Origin of the sequence: Sporomusa malonica, assembly GCF_900176355.1 — a bacterium.
Taxonomy (GTDB): domain Bacteria; phylum Bacillota; class Negativicutes; order Sporomusales; family Sporomusaceae; genus Sporomusa; species Sporomusa malonica.
Genome location: NZ_FWXI01000032.1, coordinates 1 through 14,300, shown reverse-complemented (window position 1 = coordinate 14,300; position 14,300 = coordinate 1). Strand labels below are relative to the sequence as shown.

Genomic DNA, 14,300 nt, shown 5'->3' with positions numbered 1-14,300 from the left:
TGTTAAAGCGTGAGGCAGCTTACTGGATCTCAAATTTTAGATATGTTTTATGATTTAGCTCCATACCTCAACGATGTCGTTGCGGCTGATATCGGAGTTACCATCATCCGTGACGGCAAATATGTACTTTATCTGCCTGCAGATGATTTAGACCTCAAAACTAAGGTTGGTGAGCCAGTACTGTCAGGTGCCAGCAAACAGGCCCTTGAGACAGGTAAACAGGTAGTCAAAGTCATTCCCAAAGCTAAATCATCTTATGGAGTTCCCTACATCGCCTGTGCCTTGCCCTTCAAAGATGGTGGCAAGGTTGTTGGCTGTGTTACAACCACCCAAAGCATTACCGTTATTGAGAATATTAATAATGCTACAAGCGAACTTGCTGCCTCTTCAGAAGAACTCACAGCAGGACTGCAGGAACTGGCCAGCCGTTCATCCCAATTAGCCAATACTAGCAATGAGCTTGACCAATTAGGAAAAACTCTCCTGGCTACTGCCAATCAGACTAATGAAATTGTAACCTTTATCAAAAACGTTGCCAGTCAAACCAACCTGTTGGGTCTGAACGCAGCCATTGAGGCTGCCAGAGTAGGTGAAATGGGAAGAGGCTTTGCTGTGGTGGCAGCCGAGGTTCGCAAGCTGGCAGTGTCAAGCGCTGAGTCAGTAACACAAATATCCTCGTCACTAAGTGCCATTCAACAGTCTATTACAGAACTTACCAGGAAAATTAATAACATTGATGATCACGTAAGCGGACAGACTGATGCTATCCACGAGATGGCAAAATCCAGCCAGTCACTGGCAGAATTGGCTTCTACTCTCGCCGAATCATCTAGAAACATTTTCCAAATAACAGATTGATACAGCGCTTACTCCAATGCTCCGGTCACAAGACCGGGGCATTTTATATTTAACGGCAATTTTATCAGACCTTATGAGGTATCATGGCTGCTGTAAAACCATTTAATATAGGCTCGGGATATACGGAAAGTCAAAAATAATGTAATCCATGTCCAGTACCAGGCCCAGTGAATATAACCAATTAGCTCAGTATACTTTTCAAGAATTATTTCAAGAAGGGTGATAGGAGTACAATAGAGGACCGTATACCAAAACTCATAGAAATACCTCTGAGTTTCTGGGTAATACAGATTGTAGAAAGTACAGATAACTGGGTATACGAAAAATTCAAACGTAAAGCTTGTCATGTTGGCATGCTCAAACTCGTGAATGGGATACTCAATCAGCCCCCACTCGACCACAAGCAAACCAAAAATCCAAGTTACCATTTGCATAAAGAAAAAAGCGACTTGTGCCTTCCTCAGGCTGTATCTATCCCGCGGGATCCAAAGCCATAAGGCTAACGCCGTTATTACCCAGGCAACTCCAATGATTATTCGCTCCATTGAAAATGTCATAATAGCCCTTTTTGATGCTTTTTTAATAGCTTCTCCTTAGGGCAGCAAGCGTATACACTACCGGATAAAATAACAACGACGATTTCCGCAACTATTATGAGAAAACCGTCGTTGTTATTTTACTGAGCATCTTTTTTTAATTTCTGCTCATATTCTTTGCGGAAAACATCCTTGGTTAAATCCGCAGTATATTTCCGGCCAGACTGTTCAGCAATATAATCTGATTTATCAACGCAAATCTTATGTAATGGCTTACTTACCATATTCATATCTACAACACCCTCTTTATGATTCCTTTAGAATGATAACGATTATCATTAACTGATTGTATTATACACCCAGATAGCTATTGATGCAAGTATTTACTGGAATTCAGGAAGATTTTTTATGTAACACATAAGATCTTTTTGTAAAAAATTTGAATTTTTAAGAAAAATTTGCAGGAAAAGTAATTTTCTTATAGAAAGTGTACTTGTTTCTGCAATTAATGAAGTTTTGCCATAAAATAGATGGTATTTTGGTATTATTGACACGCCAGCAGGCTGCATATAAAGACGGGCAGGCTAGGAGGTACCAAGTACGTGGAAGAAAAAATAAATATTCTCATGATTGATGGTCAGGCGGAAAACCTTATAGCGCTAGCCGCCGTGTTGAAAAGCCCTGAATATAATCTGGTGGGAGTAACATCAGGTGAAGAAGCGTTAAAATACCTATTAGACCAAGATTTTGCCATGATCTTGCTAGATGTACAAATGTCTGGTGTGAATGGCTTGGAAATTGCAAGAGGCATTCGCACTTGGCAGAAATGTCAAAATATCCCGATTATCTTTGTCAGTGCCATTAGCCAGACAGAGGAAAGTTTACTGGACGGCTATACTTCAGGTGCGGTTGACTATATCTTTAGGCCCTTTAAGCCGCAGGTCCTGCGGGCTAAGGTTGATTCTTTCCACAGATTGTATAAGTGTCAGCAGCAAATGGACAAACAGCGCAAGCTGCTCCAACAACAGGTTTTGGAGTTAGACAAGCTTAACGAGCAGCTTACCATGACGACCATTGAATTGTGCCGTAATGAAGTGTTGCTAGAAAACATAGTGGCAGAGCGAACCCGGCGCATCAGCAGCATACTTGAAAGTATTAAGGACGGCTTTTTTACAGTGGATGCTGATTATAAATTTACTTATATAAATGGGACAGCTGAGAATATCTTCGGGAAGTCGCGTCAGTATCTGCTGGGGAAGACTTTATTTGAGGTATGCAGGACCAATCCAGCCTTCATAGAGAATATTATCGTTAGTTGCAGTGATGACAAACCAGTATGCTTTGAAAATATGTGTTCACTCAATGAACGCTGGTTTGAAGTACGTGCTTACCCGGCAGAAAATAGCGTCTCGGTATACTTGAATGATATTACAGAACGTAAGCTGATTGACAAAGAAATGGCGCGATTTGACCGGCTTAGCCTTATTGGTGAAATGGCAGCAGGCATTGCCCATGAAATTAGAAATCCTATGACCACTGTGCGAGGATTTTTACAGTACGCTAAAAGTGGCAAAACAACCTTATCTTCGAGCAATCTTGATTTGATGATGGACGAACTTGATCGCGCCAATACCATTATCACTGAATTTTTAAGTTTAGCTAAAAATAAAAATACAGATAAAAAACTGCAGAGCTTAGTGAGGGTGATTGAATCGCTGCTGCCGTTCATTCAAGCCGAGGCCATTATGGACGACAAGGCAGTAGTGCCGCTGATTAATACTATCCCTGAATTTTATTTCGATGAGAAAGAGGTGCGCCAGCTAATTTTGAACTTGACCATGAATGGCTTAGAGGCTATGCAAGCTGGTGGTATTCTTAAAATCAGCACCTATAAGGAAGGCGATGAGGTTGTGCTATCTGTCGAAGATCAGGGGGCAGGCATTAATCCTGAGATTATGGATAAAGTTGGGACGCCATTTTTTACTACTAAAGACAGCGGTACCGGGTTAGGCTTGGCTGTCTGTTACAGTATTGCCGCCCGCCACCAAGCCACGATCGAGATCAAAAGCGGCGACTGGGGTACAGTAATTTATGTACGGTTTAAAGTATGTCTAAGGGACGATCCCACTAACAAATTCGCGTATTAAAGGCGCGCAGCGTCATGGAAGTCGCCCCTTGACACTGCTACCAGAGGGGGATGGGTTGGTCCATTTCCCAGATGTCAGCAGCATATTGTGAGAAGGTGCGGTCACTGGAAAACCAGCCTGAATGGGCAATGTTCATCAGGCACATTTGCTGCCAGCGGCGCTGGTCTTGGTAGGTATCAGCCAAATGGCTTTGGGCATCGACATAGGATGCGAAGTCTTTTAGCAGAAAGTACTCGTCGCCATGGTGTAAGAAAGCGTCATAGTGGGTACGGAACTCGTCTGGCCCTACCGGGAAAAAGCCATTAACTAATTGCTCGATAACTGTTCTGACGCGGGAATCGTTGTGATATACATCCCATGGGTTATAGCCGCCATAACGATAATAGCCCAGTACTTCCTCAGCTGACAGGCCAAAAATGAAGATGTTGTCGGCACCCGCAAAATTGCGTATTTCAATATTAGCACCATCCAATGTGCCAATAGTTACCGCACCATTCATCATGAACTTCATGTTACCAGTGCCTGACGCTTCGCGGCTGGCAGTCGAGATCTGCTCACTGACATCTGACGCCGGGATAATGAGCTCAGCCTGAGAAACATTATAGTTTTCCAGGAAAAGAACCTTCAGCCTATCATTAATTGATTTGTCATTATTGATCTTGTCGGCCAGGGTGTTGATGAGTTTAATGGTCTTTTTGGCCTTATAGTAGCCAGGGGCTGCCTTGCCGCCAAAGATGAAGGTTCGGGGCTGAACATCAAGATTGGGGTTATCACGCAGGCGGTTGTAGAGATCCATAATATGCATAACATTGAGGCACTGACGTTTGTATGCGTGAATCCGTTTGATATGCGAATCGAAGATAGAGTTGACATCAACAATAACATTGTAGTTAGCCTTAATATATTGGGCTAATTTTAGTTTGTTGTACCTCTTAACATTTGCCAGCCCCTCAAGGAAGCTGTTGTCTTTCACTAAGGGAGCCAATTGGGCTAATTCACAGGGATATTCTACCCAGTTGGAGCCAATCGCGTCGCTAATCAGGTTAGCGAGCAGAGGATTGGCTGTTAACAGCCAGCGGCGATGAGTGATACCATTAGTAACATTGGTAAACTTGCCAGGCGCGTAAGTATAAAAATTATTCATCACTGATTTCTTGAGAATCTCGGTATGGATTTCGGCTACACCATTGACTGAGTGGCTGCCTGCAATCGCCAGATGAGCCATATGCACCTGACCATCTGAAATCACGGCCATACTGCGGATGCGATTCCAGTCCCCCGGGTATCTCTCCCAGAGTTCGCGGCAGGTACGCTCGTTAATCTCGCAAATAATCATATGGATGCGCGGCAGCAGGCGCTTGATCATGTCGATAGGCCACTTCTCCAGGGCTTCAGGCAGGATAGTATGGTTGGTGTAGGACATGGTGCGAACCGTAATATCCCAGGCTTCCTCCCAGCCCAGATCGCAGTCGTCAATCAAAATCCGCATAAGTTCCGGCACTGCCAGCGCCGGATGGGTATCATTAATATGAATGGCAATCTTGTCTGGCAGCTCGCTTACGTTGCCATGGTGCAGGAGAAAGCTGCGAACAATACTCTGGAGACTGGCAGACACCAGGAAATACTGCTGCTTAAGCCGCAGCAGCTTGCCTTCATACTGAGAGTCATCCGGGTACAACAGGTCAGTCAGTGATTCGATACCGTGTTTGTAACCAATGACATTGTTGCAGTCAGCGCCCGGGGCGCTGCATATGTGTCTCGAAACATCAACCTCAGCACTCCAGAGGCGTAGGGTATTCACAATTTCATTCTTGTATCCGACGATAGGCACATCATATGGCACGGCAATGATGCGCTCATAGTTTTCGTGGATAAACCGGGTTTTACCGTTAGTCTGCACGCGGACTGTGCCGCCAAACCGTATGGGCAGCTTCTCGTCCGGACGGCGGTACTCCCATACATAAGCACGGTCTTTCAACCAGTTGTCAGGATATTCGTGCTGATAGCCACCCATGATCTTTTGCTCAAACAAGCCATACCTGTACCTGAGGCCACAGCCATGGCCGGCAAGTCCCATGGCAGCCATTGAATCAAGATAACAGGCTGCCAAACGCCCCAAGCCGCCGTTGCCTAACCCGGCGTCTTCTTCTACGCCCAGCAATACCCCTAGTTCAATACCCAGCTGCGATAACGCTTCGGCACAGATATCTCTGATGCCTAGATTGACCAGGTTGTTCTCTAACAGCCGCCCAAGAAGAAATTCAATGGAGAGGTAATAGACTTGTTTCGGATCATCCGTGGCTCGCTGCTGGTGGGTTTTAATTAGATTTTGACTGACAATCTCCCTGGTTAATGTGGCTAATACGTGAAACTTCTCCCGGTCAGTCGCCTCACCAAGCGTTTTTCCATGCACAGCCCCAAATTTAGCAACAAATGCGTCCCTAAATTCAGGAACAGTTATATTCTCCGATTTAGTATTGTGTGCTAACAGCTGGCCCGAGCAGTGGTTATTGGTGCTATGTTGTTTAGTGAGCATATGAACCCTCCTGTGCAGGAATTAATCGTTCAATATCATCAGGAATAGTTAAGTCAGTATGGCTGAGAATGGTTTCCGGGCTAGCTGCAGCCCCTTTGTAGATATATTCTTCGACATACAGCTTATTATATAGTTCGCGGTATTTACCTGCCGAAACGCGCCAGCTGTTATCAGTGCGCATAACGCGGGCGGTAAGCTTGTTCCAGACTTCTTTATTATGGTAAAAACTGATGGCCCGCCTGATCGTAGCTAAGAGGTCATGAGCATTGTAATTGGTAAAGCTGAAGCCATTACCCTGGCCGGTATTTTCGTTATAGGAAAGAACGGTATCATTGAGGCCGCCAGTCTCCCGGACAACAGGCAGACTGCCGTAGCGCATGGCGATCAGCTGGCCAATGCCGCATGGCTCATACCGGGATGGCATCAAAAACAGATCTGATGCGGCATACGCTTTGCGGGATATATCCTCGCGGTAGGGGATGATAGCTGCTAATCGGTCATGGTGCAGCCAGGCAGCATGCCACAGCGTATGATGATAGTGTTCGTCACCTTGACCTAAAATAACCATCTGAGCGTCGCTTGCAAGGATTTCATTTAATACCCGTAAAACTAAATCCAGCCCCTTAGCCTCAATCAGGCGGCTATTCATGAATAAAAGCGGCTTGTCTGCAGCTACTGTCAGTCCTAACATTTTTTGCAGTTCAACTTTATTCTTATTTTTTCGCGCTCTGGTCTGCCAGTCATAATTGACAAATAGACTGGGGTCGACCGCCGGATTATAGTTAGTATAATCAATACCATTGACTATCCCCGATAAGTCTAACCGGCGGTTAGCCAATACCCCTTCCAGCTTTTCGCCGAAATAGGCGTGTTGGATTTCATGGGCATAAGTAGGACTGACAGTATTGAGTAAGTCTGAAAATATAAGTCCGCCTTTCATAAAGTTAACCTGATCATAAAACTCAACGCCGCTTGGCGTGAAATACTCCCACCCCAAGTCAAGCAGATTGACCATGATCTCTTTTGAAAAGACTCCTTGGTACTTTAGATTGTGAATCGTGAATAGTGTCCTGATTCTTTGGTAAAAAGGGTTAGACCGGTAGTGAGCTGTTAAGAACACACTGACCATACCGCTATGCCAGTCATGACAGTGAATGATCTGGGGCTGAAAGTTCATATACGGCAGAGCCTCCAGCACAGCCCGGCTAAAAAAAGCATATCGCTCGGCATCATCATAATGACCGTAAATGCCGGCTCGTTTGAAGTAGTACTCATTATCGATAAAATAAAAGGGAACGCCATCATGCTCAAGCTCTTCCAAACCACAGTACTGTAGGCGCCAGGACATGGGGACGCGGAATGCAGTTTTTGTAGTCATTCTATTTTTAATTTTTTCAGATATTGCGCCATATTTAGGAATAATAATCCGGGCATCTATCCCCTGCTGCCTGAGTTCTTTCGGCAGGGAAGCTACAACATCGCCAAGCCCCCCGGTTTTAATAAATGGGGCAGCCTCGCCAGCTACAAACAGTACTTTAACCATTAGTATTATCACAGTTCCTTTCTCTGCGTGTTCTGCTCCTAAGATTAAAGTATTGCCGTTCAGTAAGTTGATAATTCCTTAAAGCAATATTTGTAGTTTGGGTATTTTTGTATTAGAATGGTATATATGTAGACTATACAGTATCTCTGTTGTTGATTAGGAGGCAGTTTTCGTGCTATTTGACACTCATATTCATACTCGTCATTCGGACGACTCTGACATGGCTATTGAAACGGCTATTAGCCGTGCGGCCGAGTTAGGCTTAGGCATCACTATTACCGAACATATTGATCTGGCGCACCCGGAGCCTGACGTTCCTTTAGATGTCGAACAATATTTTAAGGACTATACAAAATACCGGAGCGATAAATTGCTCTTAGGCATAGAGGTTGGGATGCGGACCGAATGTCTGGAAGACAATCGGCATATCATTAATAATTATCTTTTTGATTTTGTTCTTGGATCCATGCATTTTGTTGACAATATAGAGATCTACCAGGAGGCCTTCTATCGTTCACGAACCAAGCACGACACATATCGGCGCTATTTTGAAGCGATGCTGGACTGCCTGAAGTGTTACGATTTTGTCGACAGTTTGGGACATATTGACTACATATCCCGGTATGCCCGCTATGATGATCCGGAACTTTATTATCATGAATTCAGCGATTGGATTGACGCAATACTAAAAACTGCTGCTCAAAAAGAGAAAGCTATGGAGATTAATACCCGCCGTCTGACAAGCCCGGAAGCAGCAGCCAGACTGTTTCCCATTTACGAACGGTTTTATGAATTAGGTGGGCGGATGGTTACCATTGGTTCTGACGCTCACAAGCCAGAAAATATTGGCAGTAACTTAAGTTTGGCTCAGGATATGGCAGAAGCATGTAAGTTAAGGGTAGTCTATTTTAAGCAGCGCAAACCTGAATGGGGGAGGTAGCTTTATGAAAATAAAACGGATTGATACTACCATTAGTACTGACAAACTGAGTGAATCCAAAGAGTTTTATATCCGTCACTTTAATTTTGAATTGGTTTATGAAAGTGACTGGTATATTGAACTCATTGCTCCAGGACTGCCTGCTGGCATTAGCTTCACTAAACCGCAGCGGGATGCTGGCGAATTTTTCAATGGCTCTGGCATTATTATTTCCTTTGAGGTCGATGATGTTGACGCAGAATATCAGCGGCTGAAAGCGGCTGAAGTTAAAATCTGCCAGGATCTCATGAATAAGCCTTGGGGTGAGCGCAGTTTTGTTGCCAATGATCCGAATGGTGTTCATGTGTATATTTACAAATCCATTCCACCAACGCCTGAGTATCAAGTAGTTTACGACTCATTTAAGAAGTAAATAGTTACGCGCTGCTAAAGCTGAAAAAAAGTAAGTCCGTACCACTTTTATGTGATACGGACTACTTTTTTTTGCGGATTACAAATGTTGCTAAGCTTAATTAAACTTGGAAGCGGTTAATTGCTTCATCTAGTTCGTTTGCCAAAGTGGCCAACATTGCGGCAGCAGCTTGAATTTCTTCCATGGATGCAGTTTGCTCTTCAGTAGATGCGGCAACGTTTTGAATGCTGGCACTGGTTTCGGTAGTTGAATTGGCTATACCCTGGACCGAATTGACGATTTGAGCAGTACCTTGGGAAATACCGGCGATTGTTTGGGCAATGCTATGAGATTGGTTGGAAACTGTCTGAATTGCTTCTTGAATCTCTTCAAAAGTACTCTTTGTTTGGGTAAATAGACCAATACCGTTCTGCACAGAATTCGTACTTTCGCTCATAATTTGAACAGCTTTTCCAGTTTCTTTTTGAATCTCAGAGATGATAATACTTATTTGTTTGGCCGCTACTTCTGACTGCTCTGCCAGTTTACGAACCTCATCTGCAACCACCGCGAATCCTTTACCTTGTTCGCCGGCGCGGGCTGCTTCAATGGCAGCATTCAGAGCCAACAGGTTTGTCTGACCGGCAATATTAGTGATGAGTGAACTAATCTTATCTATTTCGCGGGATTTATCTCCCAGTACATTAACTACGCCGGTAGCAGTACCCACCTTTTCGCTAATTGTATCCATATGATTGATCGCATGGCTTATAACTTTGTAGCCTTCCACCGCCTTTTGAGCCGTTTTTAGTGTCATGTCAGTAACTACCTGCATATCGCTATTAACGTTGAAAATTTTAGCCGATATTTCATTTACTGAGTCAGTAGTTTGTCCGGCATACCCTGTTTGGTTTTCCATCGAGCTTGCAATATCCTGAATAGTGATCGCAATATGCTCTGTGGCCTTAGCCGTTTGTTGGGCACTGGCGGTAAGTTGTTCGGAAGAGGCTGCTACTTGTTGGGAGTTATCGATTATTTTATGCAGCAGCTTGCGTAAGTTTATAATCATGCTATTGAAGTTCTGGCCCATCTGGCCAAACTCATCGCGGGAATTAACCATCATTTCCTGACGTAGATTGCCTTCTGCCATGAGAGCAGATATGCGTTTTACCTCGCTAATGTTTTGAGTGATAAAACGTGCATATAATATAATTCCTATAAATACCAGCACAATTGCGACTAGCGCTACTGTTATTTGGCGTACTAGCAAATTATTTAGCGGGGTGTATAATTCCTCTGCCGGCATGGCTAAAGCAAGAATCCACCCGGTTTCCGGCAATTGCGCATAATACAGGAGATATTGTTTGCTGCCATTGGTAAATAGGGTACGCCCCTGTTTGCTCTTTAAAACTTCTTTTCCTACCTCAGCCAGACTGGGGTTGGAATCTTCGGTTATCTTTGTCTTCATGTTTTTTGCAGGATCACGATCTGACATATAGGTGCCATCCTTATCTAATAAGAACGCCCATCCATTCTCACCCACTTTGGTTTGAGCCACTGCGTTTTGCAATTCACTAATATCCAGATCGGCTGTAGCCATTCCCATAAGCTTCTTGTTCTCCCCATAAAAAGGAGCTGAAGCCGTGATCATTGTGATTTTTGTTAATTCATCATAAAAAGGGGCACTCCACACGACCGGTTGAGTGGTATTGGTAGCAAGCTTGTACCAATCCTGACCTGGATAATTGTAGTCAGGCTTTTCGTAGTCTTCGGTATACACGATTTGACCTTTTTCTTTATAGGCATAAGGCCCGAAATACTGCATGTCGGCTTTATACTGGAAAGGTTCAAACCAGATACCTGCCCCTAGCGTTAACGGATTGGAAGTAATGACGCTTTTGAGAAATTCGGCATATTGAGCTTTGCTAATGCTAGTACCGCCCTTGTCGCTAAAACGGGCAAGAGCCTCACCTATGGCCTTGTGACTGTTTAGGTGAGTCCGGAATCCCTCTAAAGTAACATTCAACTGTAGTACCATTTGCTTATTAAGCTCGGTCTCAATGATTTGGTGTGAATAGTGATAACTAATCCAGGATAGGGTTATCATAACCAACAAAAGTAACGGCATAATAGCCAGCAACGTCTTCGTACGTATGCTTATCTGCTTCATAAAGCCACTTCCTTTCCTGAGCTATATAGTATATTGGCCATATTTCCACAATTTCCTTTAGATAAATCCCTGAATTTACTTTATTTACCTAAATTTAATACGGGGGATCGTTTTGATTATATTTAGCAAATCCTCATCTTGCACACCGTCAATATTTAATTTTAGATAGTAATAAAGCATCGATTTTTAAAAATCCCTAAAGTCGCTTTATGCTCTCTCACCAAATTAACCGCATAATCAAAGTTCATGGCAACTTCCCTGCAGCAGTGCGCATCCGAACCAATTGAAACGCGGGTTCCGCCAAAATCAAGATACTGTTTCAATATTTCAAAATCAGGTGTACATTCATGATATCCTCTTCGCAAAGGGGATGTATTTATTTCAATGGCAATGCCCGCATTTACAAGTTCATGTACAATCTCACCAATTATTTCTTCTTCATGGCCCGATTCTTTCAGATATCTTTTGGGATTATCCAAGTGGGCCAGTACATCGAAACCACCCAATTTAACAACCTGGAGCAATTCTTCATAATACTCATGAAAAATTCTCTCATTCGTATAGTCCTTGAATAAAACGTGATCATATTCATAGGTTCCGTCAACCCAGTGGACACCAACTTTGTCTCTCCCTATATAATGAATAGCTGCCATTACTACATCAAATTTATTGCTTAACATTTTTTCAAATTCTTTTTGATAAACGTGCGGCTCGCCAAATTCAATTCCTGATAGAACCTGAATTTTATCCCCAAACTTTTCTCTAGCACGTTCAATCGCATCCGAGTATTTATCATAATTAAAATAGTGGTAACTAGCATCAAATTGGTTGTAATCAACATGCTCTGTAAAGCAAATATAGCTCAAACCTCTATCAACAGCAGTTTTGCACATATCAAACATATCGTCTTTTGCATCTGCCGAAAATTTCGTGTGCACGTGCGAATCAGCCAATAAACGCAAGATAAAAATCCCCCTTTAAAATCCTGTTAAAGGGCCATAGATTGCCTTAACTTCACTACTTGTGCCGAAATACCATGTAAAATATGTACTAATTTATCAGGCCGGACAGGTTTCAGTATATACTCGGCTACGCCCAATTGGGCAGCTTCTTTTATATAGTTAGAATTGCCGCTTGCAGTTAACATAATTATTTTAGTTTCCGGTAATATGTCACGTATTCGTTTAGCAGCATCCAAACCATTCATCTTAGGCATCTTAATATCCATTAGAATAATATCAGGTTGTACCCGAGCTGCAAGTTGCACAGCCAGCAAGCCATCACTCGCTTCACCCACAATTGATATATCCGGACAATTCCTATCGACAATAAAGCGAATGGCCTGCCGCTCCAGTTGTTCATCATCTACGACAAGTAGTTTATACACTTGCCACAACCTCCTTTAACCATAATTTATTTGTAATCCCGAGGGCTGACCTACTTAAATAGATCAGCCCTTTCTTTACTTCATGAATCCGGACAATTTGGACTCACCAAACTTGACATATGCAATGCAAGCTCTGGTATGCCGCTGCCCTCTTTGGCAGACACATGATATATCCGGCCAGTAATACCGGCTTTACGCAGATTGCTTTCGGCAATATCCGGGCAAGCATCGAGATGATCTATTTTAGAAACAATCCCAATAACCGGCCTGCGGAAAGCCGTGGCAAACTTAGGCGGAAAAGGACAGTTTCGGCGGGTTGCGTCATGCAAGGCCCAGACTTCAACGGCACGAGCCCCGGCATCAATCAACACATGGTAGTGGCGGGGTATTTCCAAATATTCACCAGGACAATCTATAAAAATACTGGAGTAATCTAATGCCTGTGTTTTTAGATAGATCAAGGATTGGTTTAATAATTTTTGTTTTAAGGTCGTTTTGCCGGCTCCGACACCGCCAATCAGTAATATCTTGCTTTTCATCGTCAACTCCGTGTCACTTCTGCTGCCGAAAATCCTAATATGTTGACAAGCGTATTGACGGCCGCCCGGACAGCCGCTTCAACATCGGCTACATTTCCGGTCAGTACGAGCGAGCCGGTAAACCGGTCAACAAACCCGATTTCAATATTGCCTGCCTTTACGGCAGCATCGGCGGCAATAATGGCTGCCTCGCTGGGGGTAATTGTCATGATGCCCAAGGCTCCGTCACCGCCAATCCCCAGACGCTCATGCAAGCCACCTTGCGGATTAGGCAGGATATGAGCCATGGTTACCTGTTTGCCTGGAACATATTCTTGAATCATTCGCTGTTTTTGTCCTGTAGTCATTCCCGGTCACCTGCCTTCCGATTTATTCACTTAAAGCTGTCAATTACCTGTTGATTAGGACGGGGAATGACGGTGCTATAGACCAGCATCCCTTTGCTGGCTGCCAGTTCACTGCCGGCAGCCACAGCCGCTTTGACGGCTGCTACATCACCGGTCACGATACTGTAGCTTTTTCCCCCGATGCCAAATGCCATATGCAGCCTGACCGGGATGACTGAAGCGTTTTTGACAGCCACATCGGTGGCCTCAATCGACGCCGCCACGCTATAGGTCTCAATAATGCCAATGGACTTGACATTGGTTAAGTCATTGCCGCCGCCGATGGCTGGCAATATGGACGGATGCACATTCGGGATGACAAAGTGATCCACTGTGTGCTGCGCCCCCATGTCAATCCCGGCAGTGATCGACTGTCTGACTGACGAGACATCCCCGCTGACGAGTACCATATACTTTCCCGGGCACAGGTGCTTCGCCACCAGCAGTGTCACGTCAGCCGTCTTGGCCATGATATCAGAGGCCTCAATTCCTTTGGCGATACTGGTAAACTCAACGATGCCAATTGCATTAATCATGCGGAGCCACTCCCTTTTCGAATGGTAATTGCCTGTGATGATACCTGGGTAACAATGCCGGTGATGCTGGCATGAACCGGGGCTCCTAAGGCGCCGGCCGGCAGCTCAGCGATCAATTGTCCTGTGGTAACTCCGTCACCTTCCTTGACAACAGGGACTGACGGCGCCCCAATATGCTGACGCAGGGGAATGGTGACCTGCTGCGGCTGATAGAGGTCTGGCTGTAGTGGTGCATCTGGCGGATACCACGGCTGTAGGTTCAGGCGTGAGACTAACCGGGCTGAGGGGATTAACCGGTGCTCAGCCATGGGGTCGGCTTGCCCCAGTTGGC

The 14,300-nt window shown here is 44.4% G+C and carries 14 protein-coding genes and 1 pseudogene; 4 read left to right on the top strand and 11 right to left on the bottom strand.

The window, feature by feature from the left end:
* Positions 1–9: 9 nt before the first annotated feature.
* Positions 10–858: a methyl-accepting chemotaxis protein gene (locus B9A22_RS22990; RefSeq protein ID WP_084578283.1), complete on the top strand. Its 849-nt coding sequence runs from the start codon at positions 10–12 to the stop codon at positions 856–858.
* 71 nt (positions 859–929) lie between these two features.
* On the opposite strand, the gene B9A22_RS22985 is transcribed toward B9A22_RS22990, so the two are convergent.
* Entirely contained in the window at positions 930–1,415 is a 486-nt protein-coding gene (locus B9A22_RS22985; protein WP_084578282.1) for a CBO0543 family protein, read from the bottom strand.
* Between the two features lie 119 nt (positions 1,416–1,534).
* On the bottom strand, positions 1,535–1,684 hold the full coding sequence (locus B9A22_RS25695) for a hypothetical protein (RefSeq protein ID WP_176215658.1): 150 nt from the start codon (positions 1,682–1,684) through the stop codon (positions 1,535–1,537).
* A 312-nt stretch (positions 1,685–1,996) separates the two neighbouring features.
* Between B9A22_RS25695 and B9A22_RS22980 the strand changes: the two genes are divergently transcribed.
* Entirely contained in the window at positions 1,997–3,541 is a 1,545-nt protein-coding gene (locus B9A22_RS22980; protein ID WP_217806026.1) for an ATP-binding protein, read from the top strand.
* A 37-nt stretch (positions 3,542–3,578) separates the two neighbouring features.
* Here B9A22_RS22980 and B9A22_RS22975 read toward each other — a convergent pair whose 3' ends face one another.
* Together B9A22_RS22975 and glgA are read right to left on the bottom strand one after the other, a co-directional pair.
* Complete coding sequence (locus B9A22_RS22975; RefSeq protein ID WP_084578281.1) at positions 3,579–6,077, bottom strand: glycogen/starch/alpha-glucan phosphorylase; 2,499 nt, start codon at positions 6,075–6,077, stop codon at positions 3,579–3,581.
* Positions 6,067–7,620, bottom strand: a complete 1,554-nt coding sequence (glgA, locus tag B9A22_RS22970; protein ID WP_084578280.1) for a glycogen synthase GlgA — start codon at positions 7,618–7,620, stop codon at positions 6,067–6,069. The genes B9A22_RS22975 and glgA overlap by 11 nt, the downstream gene beginning before the upstream one ends.
* Before the next feature lie 172 nt (positions 7,621–7,792).
* On the opposite strand from glgA, the gene B9A22_RS22965 reads away from it, so the two are divergent.
* Both B9A22_RS22965 and B9A22_RS22960 read left to right on the top strand, forming a co-directional pair.
* On the top strand, positions 7,793–8,560 hold the full coding sequence (locus B9A22_RS22965; protein ID WP_084578279.1) for a histidinol phosphate phosphatase: 768 nt from the start codon (positions 7,793–7,795) through the stop codon (positions 8,558–8,560).
* A 4-nt stretch (positions 8,561–8,564) separates the two neighbouring features.
* Positions 8,565–8,972: a VOC family protein gene (locus B9A22_RS22960; protein ID WP_084578278.1), complete on the top strand. Its 408-nt coding sequence runs from the start codon at positions 8,565–8,567 to the stop codon at positions 8,970–8,972.
* Positions 8,973–9,072: 100 nt separating this feature from the next.
* Here the strand turns inward: B9A22_RS22960 and B9A22_RS22955 are convergent, their stop codons facing one another.
* The 7 genes and pseudogenes from B9A22_RS22955 to B9A22_RS22925 all read right to left on the bottom strand — a co-directional run.
* Positions 9,073–11,121, bottom strand: coding sequence for a methyl-accepting chemotaxis protein (locus B9A22_RS22955; protein ID WP_084578277.1), 2,049 nt, complete (start codon positions 11,119–11,121; stop codon positions 9,073–9,075).
* A 161-nt stretch (positions 11,122–11,282) separates the two neighbouring features.
* The gene (locus tag B9A22_RS22950) at positions 11,283–12,083 is read right to left on the bottom strand and encodes a histidinol-phosphatase HisJ family protein (protein ID WP_084578276.1); all 801 of its coding nucleotides are present in this window, start codon (positions 12,081–12,083) and stop codon (positions 11,283–11,285) included.
* A gap of 26 nt (positions 12,084–12,109) precedes the next feature.
* The gene (locus B9A22_RS22945) at positions 12,110–12,508 is read right to left on the bottom strand and encodes a response regulator (protein ID WP_139796357.1); all 399 of its coding nucleotides are present in this window, start codon (positions 12,506–12,508) and stop codon (positions 12,110–12,112) included.
* An 80-nt stretch (positions 12,509–12,588) separates the two neighbouring features.
* Positions 12,589–13,047 carry a EutP/PduV family microcompartment system protein gene (locus B9A22_RS22940; protein WP_084578274.1) on the bottom strand — a complete coding sequence of 153 codons (459 nt, stop codon included), beginning with the start codon at positions 13,045–13,047 and terminating at the stop codon, positions 12,589–12,591.
* A 2-nt stretch (positions 13,048–13,049) separates the two neighbouring features.
* Positions 13,050–13,394 carry a BMC domain-containing protein gene (locus B9A22_RS22935; RefSeq protein WP_084578273.1) on the bottom strand — a complete coding sequence of 115 codons (345 nt, stop codon included), beginning with the start codon at positions 13,392–13,394 and terminating at the stop codon, positions 13,050–13,052.
* Positions 13,395–13,420: 26 nt separating this feature from the next.
* Entirely contained in the window at positions 13,421–13,969 is a 549-nt protein-coding gene (locus B9A22_RS22930) for a BMC domain-containing protein (protein WP_084578272.1), read from the bottom strand.
* A pseudogene (locus B9A22_RS22925) lies at positions 13,966–14,300 on the bottom strand (hypothetical protein); the annotation flags it as partial. The gene B9A22_RS22930 and the pseudogene B9A22_RS22925, both read right to left, overlap by 4 nt.